Source organism: Trinickia dabaoshanensis (assembly GCF_002879885.1).
GTDB classification, from domain to species: domain Bacteria; phylum Pseudomonadota; class Gammaproteobacteria; order Burkholderiales; family Burkholderiaceae; genus Trinickia; species Trinickia dabaoshanensis.
Genome location: NZ_PNYA01000002.1, coordinates 153,337 through 174,402 on the forward strand (window position 1 = coordinate 153,337; position 21,066 = coordinate 174,402).

General features: G+C 65.4%; 20 protein-coding genes. 12 read left to right on the plus strand and 8 right to left on the minus strand.

All coding sequences use genetic code 11. The features are described 5' to 3' along the window. Window positions 1-3 precede the first annotated feature (3 nt). On the plus strand, window positions 4-966 hold the full coding sequence (gene miaA / locus C0Z18_RS02595) for a tRNA (adenosine(37)-N6)-dimethylallyltransferase MiaA (RefSeq protein WP_102643812.1): 963 nt from the start codon (window positions 4-6) through the stop codon (window positions 964-966). A 76-nt stretch (window positions 967-1,042) separates the two neighbouring features. On the opposite strand, the gene purM is transcribed toward miaA, so the two are convergent. After that, a complete protein-coding gene (gene purM / locus C0Z18_RS02600; RefSeq protein ID WP_102643813.1) occupies window positions 1,043-2,110 on the minus strand; it encodes a phosphoribosylformylglycinamidine cyclo-ligase in 1,068 nt (355 codons plus the stop codon). A gap of 60 nt (window positions 2,111-2,170) precedes the next feature. Here purM and C0Z18_RS02605 point away from each other — a divergent pair, with 60 nt between their 5' ends. The 7 genes from C0Z18_RS02605 to panB are packed head-to-tail and all read left to right on the plus strand — an operon-like array spanning window position 2,171 to window position 8,520. Continuing rightward, window positions 2,171-3,247, plus strand: coding sequence for an AI-2E family transporter (locus C0Z18_RS02605; RefSeq protein ID WP_102643814.1), 1,077 nt, complete (start codon window positions 2,171-2,173; stop codon window positions 3,245-3,247). 20 nt (window positions 3,248-3,267) lie between these two features. Continuing rightward, window positions 3,268-4,011, plus strand: coding sequence for a DnaA regulatory inactivator Hda (gene hda / locus C0Z18_RS02610; RefSeq protein ID WP_199189374.1), 744 nt, complete (start codon window positions 3,268-3,270; stop codon window positions 4,009-4,011). 11 nt (window positions 4,012-4,022) lie between these two features. After that, window positions 4,023-4,709 carry a histidinol-phosphatase gene (locus C0Z18_RS02615; protein WP_102643816.1) on the plus strand — a complete coding sequence of 229 codons (687 nt, stop codon included), beginning with the start codon at window positions 4,023-4,025 and terminating at the stop codon, window positions 4,707-4,709. Beyond that, entirely contained in the window at window positions 4,706-6,307 is a 1,602-nt protein-coding gene (gene pcnB, locus C0Z18_RS02620; RefSeq protein WP_102643817.1) for a polynucleotide adenylyltransferase PcnB, read from the plus strand. The genes C0Z18_RS02615 and pcnB overlap by 4 nt, the downstream gene beginning before the upstream one ends. Before the next feature lie 55 nt (window positions 6,308-6,362). Then, window positions 6,363-6,965 carry a 2-amino-4-hydroxy-6-hydroxymethyldihydropteridine diphosphokinase gene (gene folK / locus C0Z18_RS02625; RefSeq protein WP_102643818.1) on the plus strand — a complete coding sequence of 201 codons (603 nt, stop codon included), beginning with the start codon at window positions 6,363-6,365 and terminating at the stop codon, window positions 6,963-6,965. Window positions 6,966-6,970: 5 nt separating this feature from the next. Then, window positions 6,971-7,648: a deoxynucleoside kinase gene (locus tag C0Z18_RS02630; RefSeq protein WP_102643999.1), complete on the plus strand. Its 678-nt coding sequence runs from the start codon at window positions 6,971-6,973 to the stop codon at window positions 7,646-7,648. Between the two features lie 56 nt (window positions 7,649-7,704). Continuing rightward, window positions 7,705-8,520, plus strand: a complete 816-nt coding sequence (gene panB / locus C0Z18_RS02635; RefSeq protein ID WP_102643819.1) for a 3-methyl-2-oxobutanoate hydroxymethyltransferase — start codon at window positions 7,705-7,707, stop codon at window positions 8,518-8,520. 63 nt (window positions 8,521-8,583) lie between these two features. Here the strand turns inward: panB and C0Z18_RS02640 are convergent, their stop codons facing one another. The 4 genes from C0Z18_RS02640 to grpE form a co-directional block, all read right to left on the minus strand. Further along, on the minus strand, window positions 8,584-10,563 hold the full coding sequence (locus C0Z18_RS02640; RefSeq protein ID WP_102643820.1) for a chorismate-binding protein: 1,980 nt from the start codon (window positions 10,561-10,563) through the stop codon (window positions 8,584-8,586). A gap of 69 nt (window positions 10,564-10,632) precedes the next feature. Then, window positions 10,633-11,769 carry a molecular chaperone DnaJ gene (gene dnaJ, locus C0Z18_RS02645; protein ID WP_102644000.1) on the minus strand — a complete coding sequence of 379 codons (1,137 nt, stop codon included), beginning with the start codon at window positions 11,767-11,769 and terminating at the stop codon, window positions 10,633-10,635. 226 nt (window positions 11,770-11,995) lie between these two features. After that, entirely contained in the window at window positions 11,996-13,966 is a 1,971-nt protein-coding gene (dnaK, locus tag C0Z18_RS02650) for a molecular chaperone DnaK (RefSeq protein WP_102643821.1), read from the minus strand. 296 nt (window positions 13,967-14,262) lie between these two features. Next, the gene (gene grpE, locus C0Z18_RS02655) at window positions 14,263-14,829 is read right to left on the minus strand and encodes a nucleotide exchange factor GrpE (protein WP_102643822.1); all 567 of its coding nucleotides are present in this window, start codon (window positions 14,827-14,829) and stop codon (window positions 14,263-14,265) included. Here grpE and C0Z18_RS02660 point away from each other — a divergent pair. Both C0Z18_RS02660 and C0Z18_RS33135 read left to right on the plus strand, forming a co-directional pair. Further along, window positions 14,828-15,049, plus strand: a complete 222-nt coding sequence (locus C0Z18_RS02660) for a hypothetical protein (protein ID WP_102643823.1) — start codon at window positions 14,828-14,830, stop codon at window positions 15,047-15,049. The two genes, grpE and C0Z18_RS02660, sit on opposite strands and share 2 nt — an antisense overlap. A gap of 162 nt (window positions 15,050-15,211) precedes the next feature. Continuing rightward, on the plus strand, window positions 15,212-15,373 hold the full coding sequence (locus C0Z18_RS33135) for a hypothetical protein (RefSeq protein ID WP_199189375.1): 162 nt from the start codon (window positions 15,212-15,214) through the stop codon (window positions 15,371-15,373). Here the strand turns inward: C0Z18_RS33135 and C0Z18_RS02665 are convergent. The 3 genes from C0Z18_RS02665 to hrcA form a co-directional block, all read right to left on the minus strand. Continuing rightward, the gene (locus tag C0Z18_RS02665) at window positions 15,345-15,752 is read right to left on the minus strand and encodes an RNA-binding S4 domain-containing protein (protein WP_102644001.1); all 408 of its coding nucleotides are present in this window, start codon (window positions 15,750-15,752) and stop codon (window positions 15,345-15,347) included. The two genes, C0Z18_RS33135 and C0Z18_RS02665, sit on opposite strands and share 29 nt — an antisense overlap. A 106-nt stretch (window positions 15,753-15,858) precedes the next feature. After that, window positions 15,859-16,926: a ferrochelatase gene (gene hemH / locus C0Z18_RS02670; protein ID WP_102643824.1), complete on the minus strand. Its 1,068-nt coding sequence runs from the start codon at window positions 16,924-16,926 to the stop codon at window positions 15,859-15,861. Between the two features lie 221 nt (window positions 16,927-17,147). Further along, window positions 17,148-18,167: a heat-inducible transcriptional repressor HrcA gene (gene hrcA / locus C0Z18_RS02675; RefSeq protein WP_102644002.1), complete on the minus strand. Its 1,020-nt coding sequence runs from the start codon at window positions 18,165-18,167 to the stop codon at window positions 17,148-17,150. Window positions 18,168-18,428: 261 nt separating this feature from the next. Between hrcA and C0Z18_RS02680 the strand changes: the two genes are divergently transcribed. Then, on the plus strand, window positions 18,429-19,337 hold the full coding sequence (locus tag C0Z18_RS02680; RefSeq protein ID WP_102644003.1) for an NAD kinase: 909 nt from the start codon (window positions 18,429-18,431) through the stop codon (window positions 19,335-19,337). 56 nt (window positions 19,338-19,393) lie between these two features. Then, window positions 19,394-21,058 (plus strand): DNA repair protein RecN, encoded by a 1,665-nt coding sequence (recN, locus tag C0Z18_RS02685; protein ID WP_102643825.1) that lies wholly within the window; start codon window positions 19,394-19,396, stop codon window positions 21,056-21,058. Window positions 21,059-21,066 lie beyond the last annotated feature (8 nt).

Consider the following 21,066-nt stretch of genomic DNA (forward strand, 5'->3'; position numbering starts at 1 on the left):
CGCGTGAACGAGTCTCATCGCATCGCGGTCGCTTGCCTGCTCGGCCCGACGGCATCGGGCAAGACCGCCGCGGCCCTCGCCTTCGCGGCTAGGCATGCTACGGAAATCGTCAGTGTCGATTCGGCGCTCGTCTACCGTGGCATGGACATCGGCACGGCCAAGCCGACGCTCGCCGAGCGCGCGGGCGTGCCCCACCATTTGATCGACGTGCGCGATCCGACCGAAGCGTACTCGGCCGCGGATTTCCGTGCCGACGCGCTGCACGCGATTGGAGAAATCCTGGCGCGCGGCCACGCGCCGTTGCTCGTCGGCGGCACGATGCTGTACTACAAGGCACTGACACAGGGCCTGAACGACTTGCCGAGCGCCGATGCCGAGGTGCGCGCGACGCTGGAAGCCGATGCCGCGCGCGATGGCTGGCCCGCGCTGCATGCCCGGCTCGCCGGCGTCGATGCGGCCACGGCCTCGCGCCTCGCGCCGAACGACGCGCAGCGCATCCAACGCGCGCTCGAAGTGTTCATGCTGACGGGACAGCCGATGTCCGTTTTGCTGGCCGCGCCGGAGCGCAAGGACGAATCGACGCCGTACCGGTTCGTGCCGATTGCGTTGGAGCCGAGCGACCGGGCCGTGCTGCACGCGCGCATCGAACAGCGCTTCGACGCGATGCTCGCCGCGGGTTTCATCGACGAAGTGCGGGGCCTGCGCGCGCGCGGCGATCTGGATCCGAATCTGCCGTCGATGCGCTGTGTCGGCTACCGGCAGGCATGGGAGTATCTGGACGGCGCGATCGACTATGCGACGATGCGCGACAAAGGCGTTTTCGCCACGCGCCAGCTCTGCAAGCGGCAACTCACCTGGCTGCGTTCGATGCCCGAGCGGATCGTCATCGATTGCTGCGCGCCGGATGCGACCGAAGAGGCGGTGCGCGCGCTCGAGGCCGTCATCGCACAAAACGAACGGCCATAAAAAAACCGCCTGGCTCCATACTCGATACCAAGCGGTTTTTTGCACTTCTTCGCCGGCAACGCGGCTTTGCTATACCTCAGACCACCACCGTCTGAGCCTCGCCGTCCTTGCTAGCGCGCACGGTGCCGATCTTCCACACTTGCTCGCCGGCCGCCGTCAATTCGCGCACAGCCTCGTCGGCCGCATCGGCCGCCACGATCACGGCCATGCCGATCCCGCAGTTGAAGACGCGGTGCATTTCGGCATCGGCGACACCGCCGTGCTGCTGCAGCCACGTGAACAGGGGCGGCATCGGCCACGCCGAAGCTTGCAGCTCGGCGGTCAGCCCCTCGCGCAACACGCGCGGAACGTTCTCGACCAAGCCGCCACCCGTGATGTGGGCCATGCCCTTCACGGTGATCTTTTGCATCAGCGCGAGCAGCGGCTTCACGTAGATGCGCGTCGGCGCCATCAGCGCATCGGCGAGCGAGCGGCCATGAAAATCCGCGGACAGATCGGGGTTGGCGCGCTCGATGATCTTGCGCACGAGCGAAAACCCGTTCGAATGAATCCCGCTCGAGGCCAAACCGAGTACGACGTCGCCCGGGGCGATCGCGGCCCCATCGATGATCTTGCTCTTTTCGACGGCACCCACGGCGAAGCCCGCGAGATCGTATTCGCCGTCGGGATACATGCCCGGCATTTCAGCCGTCTCACCGCCGATCAGCGCGCAGCCGGCCAGCTCGCAGCCTTGCGCGATGCCCTTCACGACCGTGGCGGCCGTGCCGACGTCGAGCTTGCCGCAGGCGAAGTAATCGAGGAAGAACAGCGGCTCGGCGCCTTGCACGAGGATATCGTTCACGCTCATCGCGACGAGATCCTGGCCGACCGTATCGTGTTTGTTCAGATGAAAGGCGAGCTTGAGCTTGGTGCCGACACCGTCGGTACCGGAGACGAGCACGGGCTCGCGGTACTTCTTCGGCACCTCGAACAGCGCGCCGAACCCGCCGATACCGGCTAGCACGCCTTCGCGCATCGTCTTTTTCGCGAAGGGCTTGATGGCGTCGACGAGCGCATCGCCTGCGTCGATGTCGACGCCCGCGTCGCGATACGACAGACCCTGGGCGCCGGCGTTGGCGTCCGAAGCGGATTTCGGTTGATTCATGGGGAAGAGCGAGAAGGTCGGTAAAATGCGATTTTAACCGATGCAGACCGGGACACGCCTTTGTCGCAGAATTCAACGATTCTCACGCCCTACCAACGTCAGGCCCTCTTCTGGGGCGCGGTCGCGCTCGGCCTCGGCATCCTGCTCTGGCTGCTCAGTCCCGTCCTGACGCCATTCCTGCTCGGCGCGATTCTCGCGTACATCCTCCAGCCCGGCGTCGCCTGGCTCGTACGCCATCGCGTGCCGCGCGGCATCGCGGCCCTCCTGATGATGCTCGTGTTCGCCATCATCGTCTCGCTGCTCGCGCTGCTCGTGTTCGCGGTCGTGCAAAAGGAAGGGCCCGAGTTGAAAGCGCAGATTCCGGGATTGATCTCGCATCTGCACGACTGGGTGCAACCGAAGCTCGCGCTATGGGGCTACGGCGATATTTTCGATTTCTCGAGCCTGCGGGATTTACTCACCAACCAGCTCGAAGGCAGCGCGCAAACCGTCGCGCTCGCGGCCTGGAAGTCGCTGCGCACGAGCGGCAACGTCATGATCACCGTGGTGGGCGACGTCGTCATGGTGCCGCTCGTGCTGTACTACCTGCTCTACGATTGGAATACGATGCTCGCGCGCCTCGCCTCGATGGTGCCGCGGCGCTGGCTGCCCAAGACGCTCGAGCTGGCCGTCGAGATGGATCGCACGCTCTCGCAGTATCTGCGCGGCCAGTTGCTCGTGATGGCGGTGCTCGCCGCGTTCTACGGCATCGCGCTCACGATCGCGGGCTTCGAGATCGCGCTGCCGGTCGGTATCTTCACGGGGCTCGCCGTATTCATCCCGTATGTCGGTTTCGCGACGGGCCTCGCGCTCGCGCTGCTCGCGGCGCTGTTGCAGTTCGGCAGCGTCTACGGCTTCGTGGCCGTGGCGGTCGTCTACGGGATCGGGCAAATCCTCGAGAGCTTGTTTCTCACGCCGCGCCTCGTCGGCGAGCGCATCGGCCTGCATCCGCTCGCGGTCATCTTCGCCTTGCTCGCCTTCGGCCAGTTGTTCGGCTTTTTCGGGGTGCTGCTCGCGCTGCCCGTGAGCGCGATCTTGTCGACGGCGCTGCGCGAGGTGCGGCGCGGCTATCTCGCGAGCACGCTTTATAAGAATTGATCGTTTCTCGTTCTCACATCGTGACTGTGCATCGCCAATTGACGCTCGACCTCGGCACGCCGCCGCCGTCGACGTTCGAAAACTTCTTCGCCGGGGCCAACGCGGAACTCGTCGCGCGGCTTGCCGAACTCGAGGGCGCGCTGGCGGCCGGCCCGCTCGCCGACCGCACGTTCTACGTTTGGGGCGACAGCGGCAGCGGCCGCAGCCATCTGCTCTCCGCGCTCGTGCATAGCGCGGCGCCGGGCCGCGCCTCGTTCCTCGGCCCGCAAAGCGCTTTGACGGCATTCACGTTCGATCCGAACATCGCGATCTATGCCGTCGACGATTGCGACAAGCTCTCGGGCGCGCAGCAGATCGCGCTGTTCAACTTGTTCAACGAAGTGCGCGCGCATCCGACGAGCGCGCTCGTCGCCGCCGGCAACGCCGCGCCGCTCGGTCTCGCCGTGCGCGAGGATCTGCGCACGCGCCTGGGCTGGGGCCTCGTGTTTCACCTCGCCCCGCTACCCGACGAGCGCAAGAGTGCCGTGCTCAAGCACGCGGCCAAGGAGCGCGGCATCGCGCTCGCCGACGACGTGCCCGCCTATCTGCTCACCCACTTCCGGCGCGACATGCCGAGCCTCATGGCATTGCTCGACGCGCTCGACCGTTTCTCCCTCGAGCAAAAGCGCGCAATCACGCTACCGTTGCTACGCACGATGCTCGCATTGCCGGCCGGCGAGGCCCCATCCGAAGGCTCGCCGGCCGCGCCGAGCCGCTTCAAGTAAAATGCGCACTCATGACGAACCTCGCACTCTTCGACCTCGATCACACGCTCATCCCGACCGACAGCGACCACGAATGGGGCCGCTTCATCGTGAAGCTCGGCATTGTCGATGCCGAAACCTATCTGCGTGACATCGACCGCTTCTACGCCGACTACAAGCGCGGCCAGCTCGATATCCACGCGTATCTCGAGACGATCCTCGCTCCGCTCGCCCATCGCTCGCGCGCGGAGCTCGCCGCATGGCACGAGCAGTTCATGCACGAAGTGATCAAGCCCGCCCTCACGCCCGTCGCGTTCGAACTCGTGCGCGAGCACCAGGACAAGGGCGACCTGTGCTGCATCGTTACAGCGACGAACGAATTCATCACGCGCCCGATCGCCGATGCGTTCGGCGTGCCGATGCTCATCGCCTGCGAAGTCGAGACCGTCGACGGCGAGCCGCACTCGCCGTTCACGGGGCGCGGCACGGGCACCCCCAGCTACCGCGAGGGCAAGATCGTACGCGTGGAGTCGTGGCTCGCGTCGCTCGGCAAGAGCTGGGCCGACTTCGAACACAGCTACTTTTACAGCGATTCGCACAACGACATCCCGCTGCTCGAGAAGGTCACCGATCCGATCGCGACCAATCCCGACGCCACGCTGCGCGCGCATGCGCAAGCGAAGGGCTGGCGCATCCTCGATCTTTTCCAACCGTCGTGATCAAGAAACTCATCCGCAAGCTGCTCGGCCAAGACACGGATACGGCCGCTACCGCGAGGGACGATTCCCTCGCCGAAGAGGCCGTCTGGACCGACCAAGCCGCCAATCAAGCGGCCGGCGAAGCCGCACCCAAGCCGCGCCGCAAGAAAGCGCGGCCCGAGAAGCGCGCGAGCGCGTCCGGGCCCGACGTGCCGGTCATTTTGTCGTCCGACATCCACGGCATCGACCCGTCGCTGATCTCGCGCAACGCCGTGCGGGTGACCGACACGTTGCAGCAGGCCGGCTACCGCGCGTTCATCGTGGGCGGCGCCGTGCGCGACTTGCTGCTCGGTATCGCGCCGAAGGATTTCGACGTCGCGACCGATGCCACGCCCGAACAAGTGCAGCGCCTGTTCCGGCGCGCGCGGCTGATCGGCCGGCGCTTTCAGATCGTGCACGTGCAGTTCGGGCAGGAGATCATCGAAGTCTCCACCTTCCGCGCCCTGGTGGACGCCCCGAAGGAAACCCCCTCGGGGGGCGCCCCGAAGGAAGCCCCCGCCGAAGATGCCGCGCCCAAGCGCCTGCGCCGCGACGAGCTCGATCGGCGCACGCACGCCGTCGACGCAAGCGGGCGTGTGCTGCGCGACAACGTCTGGGGCGAGCAACACGAAGATGCGACGCGGCGCGACTTCACGATCAACGCGATGTACTACGACCCGGCCACGCAGACGGTGCTCGACTATCACAACGGCATGGGCGACGTCCGCGCGCGCTTGCTGCGGATGATCGGCGACCCGGCCACACGCTATCGCGAGGACCCGGTCCGGATGCTGCGCGTGGTGCGCTTCGCGGCCAAGCTCGGGTTCGAGATCGAAGAAGCCACCCGCGCGCCGATCGAGCCGCTCGCCGATCTGATCCACAACGTCCCGGCCGCGCGTCTGTTCGACGAAATGCTCAAGCTGCTGCTCTCGGGCCACGCGCTGGCGTGCCTGAAGCAACTGCGCAAACACGGCCTGCATCATGGCCTGCTGCCGCTGCTCGACGTCGTGCTGGAGCAGCCGCATGGCGAGTCGTTCATCACCCTGGCGCTCAATAGCACCGACGCGCGCGTGAAGGCAGGCAAGGGCGTATCGCCCGGATTTTTGTTCGCGACGCTGCTTTGGCACGACGTGCAGCAGCGCGCGCAGCAATATGAAGCGAACGGCGAGTTTCCGGTACCCGCGATCCATCACGCGATGGACGACGTCCTCGAGATGCAAACCGAGAAGCTTGCGATTCACAAACGTTTCTCGGCCGATATGCGCGAGATCTGGGGCTTGCAGGCGCGTCTGGAAAAACGCTCCGGTCGAAGCCCGCTGAAGCTCATCGAACACCAAAGATTTAGAGCGGGTTATGATTTCCTCTTATTACGGTGCGAATCGGGTGAGCTCGATCCCGCGATCGGCGCGTGGTGGACGTCCTTCCTAGAGGGCACCCCCGCCGAACGCGAGACGCTGCTGTCGCAAGGCGGTCGCGAGCGCGGCCCGCGCAAGCGGCGCCGCCGCGGTGGACGCAGCCGCAAGGGCGGCGAAGGCGCGGACGCCGATACGGTGGACGCACCGAGCTCGCAAGAGGACTGAACGGGCGGCGGTACGCCGCCGAACGTCGAGTCAGGAAGTCGTAGGAAGCTATGCCATGACGGTTGCTTATCTCGGTCTAGGCGCGAACCTAGGGGATGCTCGCCAATCCCTGAAGGATGCGGTCGTCTGCCTCGCCCAGCAGCATGCCATCACCGTGCTCGCGAAATCGAGCCTGTACCGCACCGCGCCCATCGATGCCGGCGGCGACGATTACTACAATCTGGTCGTCAAGCTCGAAACGTCGCTGGGCGCTCCGGCGCTGCTCGCGCTCTGTCATCGGGTCGAACATCACTTCGGCCGCGAGCGTCCCTTTCGCAACGCGCCGCGCACGCTCGACATCGATATCGTCCTGTATGGCGATTCGCGCATGGACGAGCCCGATCTCGTCATCCCGCATCCGCGCGCGTTCGAGCGCGCATTCGTGCTCGTGCCGCTCGTCGAGATCGATCCGGAAATCGCCATTCCCGGCCATGGCCGCGCCGATGCATTGCTGCCCGGCGTGGCCCATCAGCGCATCGAAAAAGTGAAGACCTGCTGCTGTCCCGTCGCCGACGCACTGGCGAACGCGGCAAAGAAAGCCGTGGGCGGATGCACGAAGAGCCGTGCCGCATCGAGCGAGGCGGAAGCGTCCGCCGCAAGCCACGGCGGTAAGTCCTGATGTCGATGAACGCGCCGCCCGTCACGGTGACAGCGCCCGATCTGCGCGCGCCGCATCGCTACATCGCCGTCGAAGGTCCGATCGGCGTGGGCAAAACGTCGCTCGTACAGCGACTCGCCGAGCGCTGGCCGATGCGCCCGCTGCTCGAGCGGCCCGAGGCCAACCCGTTTCTCGCGCGCTTTTACGGCGACATGACCCGCTACGCATTGCATACCGAGTTGCAATTCGCCGTGCAGCGGGCCGAAGAAGCCCGTCAAACGGCCGATCTGCTCGCGCGCGGCGGCGCCGTCGTCACCGATTTTCTGCCGCAAAAAAGTACGATCTTCGCGCGCCTCACCCTCGATGACGACGAGTGGCGCCTTTACGAAGGGCTGGCCGGGCGTATAGCGCCTGTCGATGCGCCCGTTCCTGACCTCGTCATCCAATTGCAGGCGAGCCCCGCAACGTTGCTCGCTCGCGTACAAAAGCGCTCGCGCGCCGACGAAGGGCGCATCACCGAAACTTACCTGCGCGAGCTCGGCGACGCTTACGACCAATTCTTCTATCACTACGACGCGAGCCCGGTGCTGACCGTCAATACCGAGCACCTCGACCTGCTGGAATCCGACGCGGATTTCGCCCTGCTGCTCGAGCACATCGAGACGATGCGCGGGCGCAAGGCAAGCTTCGTCAAAGCGCTTTAATATCCGCTCCGGCAGCGCGCTCGCGCTCATCATTCTTTTCGTATGCGAGACTTTCGATGACCTATTTGCAGGAATCCAACCGGCCGAAGATCACCGTGCCGAAACTGCAAGCGATGCGCCAAGCGGGCGAAAAAATCGCGATGCTGACCTGCTATGACGCAAGCTTCGCCTCGCTGCTCGACCGTGCCGGCGTGGACGTGCAGTTGATCGGCGATTCGCTCGGCAACGTCGTGCAGGGTCAAACGACGACGCTGCCGGTCACGCTCGCCGACATCGCCTACCACACGGCATGCGTCGCGCGCGCGCAACCGCGCGGGCTCATTGTCGCCGACCTGCCGTTCGGCACCTATGGCACGCCCGCCGATGCGTTCGCGAGCTCGGTCGAGCTGATGCGCGCGGGCGCCCAAATGGTCAAGCTCGAAGGCGGCGAATGGTTGGCCGAGACGATCCGTTTCCTCGTCGAACGTTCGGTACCGGTATGCGCGCACTTGGGGCTCACGCCGCAATCCGTGCATGCGTTCGGCGGCTTCAAAGTGCAAGGCAAGACGGAGGAAGGCGCGCAGCAGTTGATGCGCGATGCGCTGGCCGTGCAGAACGCAGGCGCTCAATTGATCGTGCTCGAAGCCATCCCGCCGGCCGTCGCCACGAACGTGACGAACGCCGTCGCGATCCCAACGATCGGCATCGGCGCCGGCGTGGAGTGCTCAGGCCAAGTACTCGTTTTGCAGGACATGCTCGGGATTTTTCCCGGCAAGCCGGCCCGCTTCGTCAAGGATTTCATGGCGGGCGCCCCGAGCATCGGCGCCGCCATCGAGGCTTACGTGAAAGCCGTCAAGGACGGCTCGTTCCCCGGCCCCGAGCACGTCTTTTAACTGTCGCATCCGCCCGCCGCCGCGGTCCAAGCGATCGGGCGGCGCGTGTTCCGAAGGCCGGATTCATGCGTTGCGGATGATTCGAGCAGGCAAGGCGCCGCGCAGTGCATTGCAGACGACGATCTCTTGCGCGCGCAAGAGATCGGCTTGCGTCAACGTTCGCTCGCGAGCACCCATCGCCGTATCGTCGAGTAAGACTTGCCGCATCACGCCGGGCAGCAGTCCCGCCGACAGCGGCGGCGTGTACCAATCGCCGTCCAGCTTGACGAACACGTTCGAACGCCCGCCCTCGGTCAATTCCCCACGCTCGTTGAAGAACAGCGCATCGAAACCGCCAAGGGTCTCGGCGAGCCGCCATGCGCGGTCGTAGTCGGCGCGCGACGTCGTTTTATGACGCAGCAGATACGCGTCCGAGCGCGTTGCCGCGAAGCCGTGCTCGGGCGCCAGCACCACCCCGACCGGGGCAAGCGAATCGTTTGGCGACTCGTTCGCGTGCCGCGCGTCGGTAAGGCGGCGCACCGCTGCGAGCGGTCCGCCCGCGATGTCGGACTGGCCACCCTTGCTCAACGCGAGCCGCACGCGGTGCGCGACGCCTGCCGGCAAGCTCGCGCAATGCGCGGCGAGACGCTCGCGCAGCGCAGGCGCGTCGAACACGAAGTCGAGTTCGGCGGCACTTGCGCCGAGCCGGGCGAGATGCCGCTCTAGGTAGCGAACGCCATCCTCGCGCGTGGCGTACATCGTTTCGAACAATTGCAGGCCGGGATCGGCGCCGGTCAAGAACTTCGCCTTGAGCCGGCACTCGGCGTATTCGTCGAGCGCCACGCTGTCGAGCACGATGCCGCCGCCGACACCCATGGTTCCGCGCCGCGTCGCGCCCGCATCGGCCGGCGCGTCGAGCGTGAGCGTGCGGATCGCGACGGATAGGCAGAAATCGCCGCAGCCGCCAGCCGGCGACGGATCGATCCAGCCGATCATGCCCGTATAGAGTCCGCGCGGCGTCGTTTCAATCTCGTCGATGAGTTGCATCGTCCGATGCTTCGGCGCACCCGTGATCGATCCGCACGGAAAGAGCGCGCGCAGGACGTCCGCAAACGACGTGCGTTCGATCAAATCGGCTTCGATCGTCGACGTCATAGCCCAAATCGACGGATACGGTTCGACCGAAAACAAAGCGGGAACGCGGACCGAGCCGGTCTTCGCCACGCGCGACAAGTCGTTGCGCAGCAGATCGACGATCATCAGATTTTCCGCGCGATTCTTCGGATCCGAGCGCAAAAACGCCGCTGCGCGCGCATCGTCATCGGCCGACGCACCACGTGCCGTCGTCCCCTTCATCGGCCGCGTGCGCAGGCGCGCTCCGAGCTTTTCGACGAAAAGCTCGGGCGAGCACGACAGGACCCACTCATCGCCGGGCAACGCGATCAACGCGCCGTAACGCACCGGCTGCCGTTCGCGCAAGCGCCGGTATAACCCGACGGGCGATCCGAACGCGTCGAACCCGAGGCGATACGTGTAATTGATTTGGTAGGACTCGCCGGCGCACAACGCTTCATGCACGGCTGCGATCGCCCTCACGAATTCGTCGCAGGTCACGCTTTCCACGACATTGGCCGCACCGGCGACCGATGGCGGGGGCAGCGGCTCGCTACTTCCACCGTCCGCGCACGATCCGCTGTCGAGTGCCGCCAGCCAGGCATCGACCTGCTCGCGCGAGCGCTTTTCGCAATGCGCGAACAACAAAAAACGCAGCGGGGCGTCGCCGCCACGCTGCGTGAAATGGATTACCGGCCGCGCCGCGGACAGCGAAAGCCGCCGCTGGGCGAACTCGAGATCTCGTCCGAACTCGTAATCGCCGAGCACGACGGCATGCAAGCCGCCGCGCATATCGCGCTCGAGTTCGGCGCAAACCTCATCGAGCGCTTGCGCATTCGTGCAAACGTGCTCGCGCACGAAGCCCGTATAGAGCCGGCTCGCCGGCGTCGTCGCGCTCGCCTCGCAGTCGTCGAGCAGCACGAAAGGCGCGCCGCGGTCTTCTACCTTCATCTACCCATCCGTCGGCGCGCCCGCCCGGTACCTCATGACGAACGCGCAGCCGATCGGCCCGTCGGCCGATCAATCGAAAAAGCTCTTTACCCGGTCGAACCAGCTCTTGCTTTGCGGGCTATGACGCGAACCGCCTTCCACGAGCGCCTTCTCGAACTGCTTGAGCAAATCTCGTTGCGTGTCGGTGAGCTTCACCGGCGTTTCGACTTGCACGTGCACGTACAAATCGCCCGGCACGCTCGAGCGCAAGCCCTTGATGCCCTTGCCGCGCAACCGGAACGTCTTGCCCGATTGCGTGCCCTCGGGCACCGTGAACGTCGCGCGGCCCGCAAGCGTCGGCACCTCGATCTCGCCGCCGAGCGCCGCCGTCGTAAACGGAATCGGCATCTGGCAGTGCAGATCGTCGCCGTCGCGCTCGAACACCGTATGCGCCTTGATGTGAATCTCGACGTACAGGTCGCCCGGGGGCCCGCCGTTCACACCCGGCTCGCCGTTGCCCGACGAGCGGATGCGCATGCCGTCGTCGATCCCGGCCGGAATCTTGACTTCGAGCGTCTTCGTTTCCTTTACCTTGCCCGCACCGTGGCAGTTCAAGCACGGATCGGGAATGTAGGTGCCGCTGCCGTGACACTTCGGACACGTTTGCTGGATGCTGAAAAAGCCCTGCGACATGCGCACGGCGCCCGAACCGTTACAGGTCGGACACGTTTCCGGCTTCGTACCGGGCTTGGCACCCGAGCCATGGCAGATTTCGCACGACACCCAGCTCGGCACGCGAATTTGCGTTTCGCACCCGTGCGCCGCTTGCTCGAGCGTGATCTCCATGCTGTAGCGCAGATCGGCGCCGCGATAGACCTGCGGACCCGCGCGCCCACGCGCCGCGCCGCCGGCCGCTTGGCCGAAGATGTCGCCGAAGATGTCGCCGAACGCATCCGCGAAGCCGCCGAAGCCCTGCGCGCCGGCGGCACCCGCCATATTCGGATCGACACCGGCATGGCCGTACTGATCGTAGGCCGCGCGCTTTTGCGCGTCCGAGAGCATTTCATAGGCTTCCTTCACCTCTTTGAAACGCTCTTCGGAATTCTTGTTGTCGGGGTTGCGGTCGGGGTGGTACTTCATCGCGAGCTTGCGATACGCCTTCTTGATCTCGTCGTCGCTCGCATTCTTGGCAACGCCCAGAACCTCGTAGTAATCCCGTTTCGCCATCGGTTCACCGCCGGTTCGCGCGTTGTCGCGCGACCGCTCCTTTCGCAAACTGTGGAGTCTTGCGACTCGTTAGACAGGCGCCGCCATACCGGCTGCACCGGTCTAGCGTCCCGCCCTCCATAAAACAAATGTGCCCGGAGAACCCGAAGGCCCGCCAGGCGTCGATTCGGCCGGTCGTTTCGTAAGAAACGCCGGCCGCTTCACGGCGCGAGAACGCAACCGTCGGTCAGTCCTTCTTCACTTCCTTGAACTCGGCGTCGACCACGTCGTCCTCGGGCTTGCTCGTGCCCTGACCCGCGCTCGCACCGGCCGCACCGGCCGACGCACCGCCGGCCGCCGCGCCCGCCGCGCCCGCCGCGCCTTGAGCCTGCATGTCGGCGTACATCTTTTCGCCGAGCTTTTGCGATGCCGTGGCCAGCGCTTCGATCTTCGCTTCGAGCGCGGCCTTATCGGCCGAGCTGCTCTTGAGCGATTCCTCGAGATCCTTCAAGGCCGACTCGATCTTTTCCTTTTCGGAAGCGTCGATCTTATCGCCATATTCGGTCAACGCCTTCTTCGTGCTGTGCACGAGCGCATCGCCTTGATTGCGTGCATCGGCCAATTCGCGCAGACGGTGATCTTCCTCGGCGTTCGCCTCGGCGTCCTTCACCATCTTCTCGATCTCGGCTTCGGACAGGCCCGAATTCGCCTTGATGGTGATCTTGTTTTCCTTGCCGGTCGCTTTGTCCTTCGCGCCGACGTGCAAGATGCCGTTCGCGTCGATGTCGAACGTCACCTCGATTTGCGGCACGCCGCGCGGTGCGGGCGGAATGCCTTCGAGGTTGAACTCGCCGAGCAGCTTATTGCCGGCCGCCATCTCGCGTTCGCCTTGGAACACCTTGATCGTCACGGCCGATTGGTTATCGTCCGCCGTCGAATACACCTGCGAGTGCTTCGTCGGAATCGTGGTGTTCTTGTTGATCATCTTCGTCATCACGCCGCCGAGCGTTTCGATGCCGAGCGAAAGCGGCGTCACGTCGAGCAGCAGCACGTCCTTGCGCTCGCCCGAGAGCACCTGCCCTTGGATCGCGGCGCCCACGGCGACGGCTTCGTCCGGGTTCACGTCACGGCGCGGCTCCTTGCCGAAGAACTCCTTGACCGTGTCTTGCACCTTCGGCATACGCGTCATACCGCCGACGAGAATCACGTCGTCGATGTCGCTGACCTTCACGCCGGCGTCCTTGATCGCGATGCGGCACGGCTCTACCGTCCGCGTGATCAGTTCTTCGACGAGCGCTTCGAGCTTGGCGCGCGTGATCTTCAGGTTCAAGTGCTTCGGACCCGATGCGTCCGCCGTGATGTACGGCAGGTTGATTTCGGTCTGCTGGCTCGACGAGAGTTCGATCTTCGCCTTTTCGGCCGCTTCCTTCAGGCGTTGCAGCGCGAGCACATCCTTCGACAGGTCGACGCCTTGCTCCTTCTTGAACTCGCCGATGATGTAATCGATGATGCGCTGGTCGAAGTCCTCGCCGCCGAGGAACGTATCGCCGTTCGTCGACAGCACCTCGAACTGCATTTCGCCGTCGACGTCGGCGATCTCGATGATCGAGACGTCGAACGTGCCGCCGCCGAGGTCATACACGGCGATCTTGCGGTCGCCCTTTTCAGCCTTGTCCAAACCGAATGCGAGCGCGGCCGCCGTCGGCTCGTTGATGATCCGCTTGACTTCGAGACCGGCGATCCGGCCCGCGTCCTTCGTCGCTTGGCGCTGACTGTCGTTGAAGTACGCCGGCACCGTGATCACGGCTTCCGTGACCGGCTCGCCGAGGTAGTCCTCGGCGGTCTTCTTCATCTTGCGCAGCACTTCCGCCGAGATTTGCGGCGGGGCGAGCTTCTGGCCATGCGCCTCGACCCAGGCATCGCCGTTGTCGGCCTTCATGATCTTGTAGGGCATGAGGCCGATGTCTTTTTGGACTTCCTTTTCCTCGAAGCGGCGGCCGATCAGGCGCTTGACCGCGAACAGCGTGTTCTTCGGGTTCGTTACCGACTGGCGCTTGGCCGGCGCGCCGACCAGAATCTCGTTGTCGTCCATGTAGGCGATGACCGAGGGGGTCGTACGAGCGCCCTCCGAGTTCTCGATCACTTTCACTTGGTTGCCTTCCATCAGCGCCACGCACGAGTTCGTGGTGCCGAGGTCGATGCCGATAATCTTGCCCATTTTTCCTGATCTCCGAAATATTCGATCGCTTCGACGAGACGGCGCTCTATTTGCGCAACCGCCCGTTCAATTCAAACCTGCACTCAACATGTGTGCCGACACGCCATTTTCAAGACCCGCACGACACCGCGCACCGCACCGGCAAACCGCTTTTTGGCGATTTTTTTGCCCGCGCCGCGTCTAGCGCGGCCAGCGGCGGCTTCCCGCATCCCGAAAATCGACGGCCCGGTGGCGTCGAGGGCGGACGCGCTCATCGCTAGCGTGGTTTCTTACCCAGCCGAGCCGCGCGCGCCCGGTTACTTCGGCTGCGAAACCGTCACGAGCGCGGGACGCAGCACGCGATCGGCAATCACATAGCCTTTTTGCAGCACGGAGACGACCGTGTTCGGCTCCTGCTCGGCCGGCACCATCGAGATAGCCTGATGGCGGTGCGGATCGAATTTTTCGCCCACCGGGTTGACGGCCACGACGCGGCCCTTTTCCATCGCGCTCGTGAGCTGGCGCAGCGTCAACTCGACGCCTTCGCGCAGCTTCGTCGCGTCGCCGGACGTATCCGCCAGCGCGGCTTCGAGACTGTCCAAGACGGGCAGCAGATGTTCGGCGAAGCCTTCGATCGCGAACTTGCGGGCCTTCGTGACGTCCTCCGCGGCGCGGCGGCGCACGTTTTCGGTCTCCGCCTTCGCGCGCAGGTAGCTTTCGTTCAGCTCCGTGATCTTCGCCTGCGCCTCGCCGAGCGCGTCGGAACCCGCCGCGGCTGCGCCCGGCTGCTCTTGCGCCGCGACGTTCTCAGCCGCGCCTTGTTGGGCGGCCTCTTCCGAAGATTGCGGTTGCTGGCTGGCCGAATTGTCTTGCGTATTTTCCATGTCGCTGAAAATCGTCCAAAAAGTGAAATCGATGCGACGGCTGGCCCAAACGGCATCTGGCGGGCCGCCGGGCAATACGGACTGGAGCTGGCCCGATCCGTTGCCGAAAAACGACGTTGCCATCGCGCGTCGCGAGGGAAATGGGGGCGACCCGAGGCCTTTCAACCCCTTGCCCGCCCATTTTTTGCACCGCCGGCGCAAAAACGGAAACGAACGGTAACACCGGTTACGGCCCAACCGTCAAAACGCCGTTGAGCGCCATCGTGGTTTGCCCTAAACTGACTTCATGCGTTTCGCGTCCGGAAAAGCCGGGCGGCAAACGCCGCGTTGCCCCATCCGACCGCTTCCGTCCGTAACCCCTTTCTCCGCGTGAGGGAGTACCGTGAAACTGACCTTTGCCATCGCGGTGGTCGCTCTGGTACTCGTCGCGGGCACCACGACCATCTGCCTATCCGGCGCCGTGACCGACTGCACGACGGAATACGGCGGCGCGCATGCGGCGTTCGATTCGCTGTTTACTCCCCACCCGAAAGCTTGTCGATGACGCGCCGGTCGCGTTTGGTCGGCCGTCCTTGCAGCGCGGCCGCCGGCTCCCGGTAAGTCCGGCGCCGCTCGGCTTCCACCTCGCGTTTGGCCCGGCTCTCGGCCGTCTCGGCATAGAGCGTTTGCGCGACGCTCGCGGGCCCACGTACCTCGCACACGCCCAATACCTGGACTTCCCAGACGATTCGCTCGATCTCGACCACGACTAGATCGCCGACGCGGACCTCTTTCGCCGGCTTCACGGCCGCACCGCCGATCCGCACGCGCCCCTTTTCGACGGCATCGGCGGCCAGCGAGCGGGTTTTGTAGAACCGGGCAGCCCAGAGCCATTTGTCGATACGCATGCGCGCACCGGGTTCGGTCGAGATCTTATAGTTCATCGCGGCATTGCCAAGAAAACAGAAGAAGCCGGCACCCGGGCATGCAGGCACGCAACGAGCCTGCCCGCGCCCGGCGAAGCGGCGACTCGGGTCACATTCCACCCGTTCATGCCGCGACGCCCGCCGGTACGCCTTCGAGCACCGGCCAGCCTTGCAACTGTTGCGCGACGATTTCGCCGAGCGCCGAGATCCACGCTTGAGACGCATTGAGGCAGGCGATACGATGAAACTCTTTCCCGCCCGCATGCAAGAACTCGTCGCGCACTTCGAGGCCTATCTCCTCGATCGTTTCCAGGCAATCGGCCGTGAACCCGGGGCAAAAAACGTCCACCCGGCGTACGCCCGCGGCGCCCAGTTCGCGCAGCGTGGGAGCCGTATAGGGCTGCAGCCACTCGGCCCGGCCGAAGCGCGACTGGAACGTGATCAAACATTCGGTGGGCGTGAGACCCAGCGCCGCCATCAGGAGCGCGGCCGTCGTACGGCATTGGTCGTGGTACGGATCGCCGAGATCCAGCGTGCGCTTGGGCACGCCGTGAAAACTCAACACGAGCTTGTCGCCTGCCGCGAAATCGGGCTGACCGTGCGCCGCCCAGTACCGCCGCACCTGCTCGGCTAGCGCCGCGATATAAGCCGGGTGGTCGGCATAGTGGCGCACGGTACGCACTTCGAGCTGATTGCGCATACGGGCCAACGCCGCGAACGCGGCATCGAACGCCGTTGCCGTGGTCGAGGACGAATATTGCGGATACATCGGCATCAGCAAGACCCGCTCGGCGCCCGCCAGCTTGAGTTGGCCCAGCATCGCGCCGATGCCGGGCGTGCCGTAGCGCATCGCGTAATCGACGAGGACGCGGTAGCCGTTCGCATGCAGCAACTGACGCACCGCCTCCACTTGCTTTTCGGTATGCACGCGCAGCGGCGAGCCCTCGGGCATCCAAACCGACGCGTATTTTCTCGCCGACGAGCGGCCGCGCAGCGGCAAGATCAGTGCGCGCAACAGCGGCTGCCACAGCAGCGCGGGAATCTCGACGACGCGCGGATCGGACAGAAATTGGGCCAAATAGCGCCGCACGGCGCGCGGCGTCGGCGCGTCGGGCGTGCCGAGATTGATGAGCAGCACCGCGACGCGATGCGAGGCGGCGGGCTGCGACGGCAACTCGAGATCGAAACGCATGAGCAATAGGGAGCGCCCGTGGGCGTAGCTTGAGCGCGGCACGAGGCCCGCGCCGCTTGGGTTGACGTGAGGGCCATTATAGCGGCGCCCCCGGCACCGGCAGTTCGGCCGTCCGGCCAATGGCGCCGGCCAGGTGACGGGCGCACGATACAGATGCGCGCCGCGGCTCGCGCGGCTCAGGGCTAGTTCCGAGGCTGGCTCGACGCTAGCTCAGGGCCGAATCAAGGCTGGCTGAGCGCCGTGGAGAGCAAGCGGGCGGTGATATCGACGATCGGAATCACGCGGTTGTACGCCATCCGCGTCGGCCCGATCACGCCGAGCGTGCCGACGATTTTGCCGTTCACCTCGTACGGCGCCGTCACGACGCTCATCTGCTCGATCGGCACGAGCGTGGATTCGCCGCCGATGAAAATCTGCACGCCTTCCGCGTGGCTCGAGACATCGAGCAATTGAAGGAGGCTCGTCTTTTGGTCGAACACGTCGAACAGCTTGCGCAAACGCGCCATATCGGACGAGAGGTCCGCCACTTCGAGCAGATTGCGCTCGCCCGAGATCAGCACGGTCTCGCTCTCGTCGCTTTCCTCGGTGCTCGCGGTGACGGCCGCATGCATCAGCGCCGTCATGTCGCCGCGCAATTGGTCGATTTCCTCGCGCAGCCGCCGGCGCACTTCGTCGAACGAGAGCCCACCGAAATGCGCATTGATGTAGTTCGACGCTTCGATCAGCTGCGACGGCGAGTAGTCGCGCTGGGTCGCCATCATGCGGTTTTGCACGTCGCCCTCGGGCGTCACGACGATCAGCAAGATGCGCTTGTCCGACAGGCGCATGAACTCGATCTGCTTGAAGACGTGGCTGCGGCGCGGCGTCATGACGACGCCCGCGAACTGCGAAAGGTTGGACAGCACGCTCGCCGCCGCCGCCACGACCTTCTGCGGCTCGCCCGGCTTCAACGTCTTGCGCACGGCGCGTTCGACGGCTTCGTCGTCTTGGATCGGTTCGACGGTCAGCATGGTGTCGACGAACAGCCGATACCCGCGCGGGGTGGGAATGCGCCCAGCCGACGTGTGAGGGCTTGCGACCAGCCCCAGCTCCTCCAGATCCGACATGACGTTGCGGATCGTCGCCGGACTCAACTCGAGCCCCGAATAGCGCGACAACGTGCGCGAGCCGACGGGCTGGCCTTCGGCGATATAGCGCTCGATCAGCGTTTTGAGGAGAGTTTGTGCGCGGGGTTCTAGCATGACGCGAAATTTTAGCCAAACAACGCGCCCCCCGGCGAGCGCGTGCAAGCGCTCGAGCGTGCGCATGCGCCCGGCGCGACGAGCATGCCGGCGACACGCGACACGTGCCGGCGACGGGCGCGCCTGGCCGCCGGCGTCTTGTCGGGACACCGCCATTCTAGCGACAAATCGCTGGGACCGGACGGCCTAAGTCGCGGCGCCGATCCAGGGCAAACCACGACGACGGTTCTTTTCGACACCCACCTATGGTGTAATGCCGGCATGGAAATTGGCAGCCAATTCAAGACCGTGGCCCTCGTGGGGCGCAGCAACACGCCAGGCATCGGCGAGCCGCTGACCGCGCTCGCCGCCTGCATCGAGAAACGCGGCTTTCACGTCGTGTTCGAGGCCGAAACCGCCCGCGACATCGGCGTGACCGGCTACCCCGCGCTGACGCCCGCCGAGATCGGGGCGCGCGCCGACGTCGCCGTCGTGCTCGGCGGCGACGGGACGATGCTCGGGATAGGGCGGCAACTCGCGCCCTACCGCACTCCGCTCATCGGCGTGAACCAAGGGCGCCTCGGCTTCATCACCGACATCCCGATCTCGGAGATGAGCCAGCGCATTTCGCAAATGCTCGCCGGCAGTTTCGAGCGCGAGGAGCGCTCGCTGCTCGAGGCGCGCATCATGCGCGATGGCGAGCCCATCTACCATGCGCTCGCGTTCAACGACGTCGTCGTGAACCGCAGCGGCTTTTCTGGGATGGCCGAGTTGCGCGTCTCGGTGGACGGGCGGTTCATGTACATCCAGCGCTCGGACGGGCTCATCGTCGCCACGCCGACCGGCTCGACCGCCTATGCCCTATCGTCGCAAGGTCCGATACTGCATCCGCAGTTGCAAGGCGTCGTGCTCGTGCCGATCGCCCCGCACGCGCTGTCGAACCGGCCGATCGTGCTGCCCGACAGCTCCAACGTCAGTATTCAGATCATCGGCGGGCGCGACGTGAACGTGAATTTCGACATGCAGTCGTTCACCGCCGTCAAGCTGAACGACACGATCGAGGTGCGCCGCTCGCGGCACACGGTGCCCTTCCTGCATCCCGTCGGCTACAGCTACTATGCGACGTTGCGGCAAAAGCTCCACTGGAACGAGCACCCTTCGGACGAGCTGGGCGATGCCGCGGCGCCGTAGCCCGGTTGCCCGCTTCGCTTGCCGGTCCTGCACGAAACGCCGTTAATACGATACCCATGCTCCGCCACCTCTCGATACGCGACTTCGTCATCGTCGCCGCGCTCGACCTCGAATTCGACCGCGGCTTTACCGTGTTCTCCGGCGAAACGGGCGCGGGCAAATCGATCCTCATCGATGCGCTCGCCCTCACGCTCGGCGCGCGAGCGGACGCCGACGTCGTTCGCACGGGCGCCACGCGCGCCGATTTGACCGCCGAATTCGACGCCAGCGCGCACGTCACCCAATGGCTCGACGAGCACGCGCTCGGCGGCGAGGAGCCGGCCGGCGAAAGCCGCGTGCTGCTGCGCCGCGTCGTCGATGCGAACGGGCGCTCGCGCGCCTTCATCAACGGCACGCCGGCCACGCTCACTCAGTTGCGCGAGGTGGGCGAGATGCTCGTCGACATTCACGGCCAGCATGCGCATCAACTGCTCATGCGGCCCGACGCGCAGCGCACGCTATTCGATACGCATTCGGGGCTGACGGCGATCGCGGCCGGTGTCACGCGCGCCCATCGGGCCTGGCGCGACGCCCAGCAAGCGCTCGAACTCGCCACGTCCCGCGATCGCGAGCTCCAACTCGAACGCGAGCGGCTCGCGTGGCAGCTCGCGGAGCTCGACAAGCTCGCCCCTCAACCGGGCGAGTGGGAGGAAATCAGCAACGAGCATCGGCGGCTCGCCCACTCGGCCAACTTGATCGAAGGGGTGCGCGGCGCGCTCGACGCCCTCTCGGAGGCGGACGAAGCCATGATCGGCCAACTCGGCTCGATCGTATCGAAGCTGCGCGATCTGGCCGAAATCGATCCGCAACTGGGCGACGCGCTCGCCGCGCTGGAGCCGGCCGAGATTCAATTGCGCGAGGGCGCCTACTCGCTGACCCACTATGCGCAGCGGCTCGAACTCGACCCCGATCGGCTCGCGCAAGTGGAGCAGCGTCTGGATGCCCTGCATTCGCTGGCCCGCAAGTTCCGCTTGCAGCCGGAGACGCTGCCGCAAGAGCACGAGGCGCGCCGCGCGCAACTGGCGGCGCTCGATGCGGCCGCCGACCTCGATGCGCTGACGGCAGCCGTCGAGAAAACGCGGCAGGCCTACATGACGGAAGCCAAGCAGTTGTCGAAGGCGCGCGCCAAGGCCGCCAAGGCGCTCGGCGCGGCGGTTACGACCGGCATGCAGGAATTGTCGATGGCCGGCGGCAGCTTCGAAGTCGCGCTCGTGCCGCTCGCGGAGGGCGGCGCCCACGGTCTCGAGCAGGTCGAGTTCCGCGTCGCCGGTCATGCCGGGGTGCCGCTGCGGCCGCTGGCCAAAGTCGCGTCCGGCGGCGAACTGGCTCGGATCAGCCTTGCCCTGGCCGTGATCGCGAGTGCTGCCAGCCTCACGCCCACGCTCATTTTCGACGAGGTCGATACGGGCATCGGCGGCGGCGTGGCCGAAGTCGTCGGCCGCTTGCTGCACCAACTCGGGCGTGACCGGCAAGTCCTGTGCGTCACGCACTTGCCGCAAGTCGCGGCGCGCGGCGACCACCATTTCCAAGTCGCGAAGGCCTCGGCCGCGAGCGGCACGACGCTTTCGACGGTGGTCGCGCTCGATCCCGCGAGCCGCATCGAGGAAGTCGCCCGTATGCTGGGCGGGCTCGAAATCACGGCGACGACACGCCGGCATGCCAAGGAAATGCTGGCTGCCTAGCGGGAAGC

Coding starts and splice junctions, on each gene's coding strand:
- purM (WP_102643813.1), bottom strand. CDS start 2,110: ATGAATCAACCGAAATCCGCTTCGGACGCCAACGCCGGCGCCCAGGGT.
- C0Z18_RS02615 (WP_102643816.1), top strand. CDS start 4,023: ATGACGAACCTCGCACTCTTCGACCTCGATCACACGCTCATCCCGACC.
- folK (WP_102643818.1), top strand. CDS start 6,363: ATGACGGTTGCTTATCTCGGTCTAGGCGCGAACCTAGGGGATGCTCGC.
- C0Z18_RS02630 (WP_102643999.1), top strand. CDS start 6,971: ATGAACGCGCCGCCCGTCACGGTGACAGCGCCCGATCTGCGCGCGCCG.
- panB (WP_102643819.1), top strand. CDS start 7,705: ATGACCTATTTGCAGGAATCCAACCGGCCGAAGATCACCGTGCCGAAA.
- C0Z18_RS02640 (WP_102643820.1), bottom strand. CDS start 10,563: ATGAAGGTAGAAGACCGCGGCGCGCCTTTCGTGCTGCTCGACGACTGC.
- dnaJ (WP_102644000.1), bottom strand. CDS start 11,769: ATGGCGAAACGGGATTACTACGAGGTTCTGGGCGTTGCCAAGAATGCG.
- dnaK (WP_102643821.1), bottom strand. CDS start 13,966: ATGGGCAAGATTATCGGCATCGACCTCGGCACCACGAACTCGTGCGTG.
- C0Z18_RS02660 (WP_102643823.1), top strand. CDS start 14,828: ATGTCGCTGAAAATCGTCCAAAAAGTGAAATCGATGCGACGGCTGGCC.
- grpE (WP_102643822.1), bottom strand. CDS start 14,829: ATGGAAAATACGCAAGACAATTCGGCCAGCCAGCAACCGCAATCTTCG.
- C0Z18_RS02665 (WP_102644001.1), bottom strand. CDS start 15,752: ATGAACTATAAGATCTCGACCGAACCCGGTGCGCGCATGCGTATCGAC.
- hemH (WP_102643824.1), bottom strand. CDS start 16,926: ATGCGTTTCGATCTCGAGTTGCCGTCGCAGCCCGCCGCCTCGCATCGC.
- hrcA (WP_102644002.1), bottom strand. CDS start 18,167: ATGCTAGAACCCCGCGCACAAACTCTCCTCAAAACGCTGATCGAGCGC.
- C0Z18_RS02680 (WP_102644003.1), top strand. CDS start 18,429: ATGGAAATTGGCAGCCAATTCAAGACCGTGGCCCTCGTGGGGCGCAGC.
- recN (WP_102643825.1), top strand. CDS start 19,394: ATGCTCCGCCACCTCTCGATACGCGACTTCGTCATCGTCGCCGCGCTC.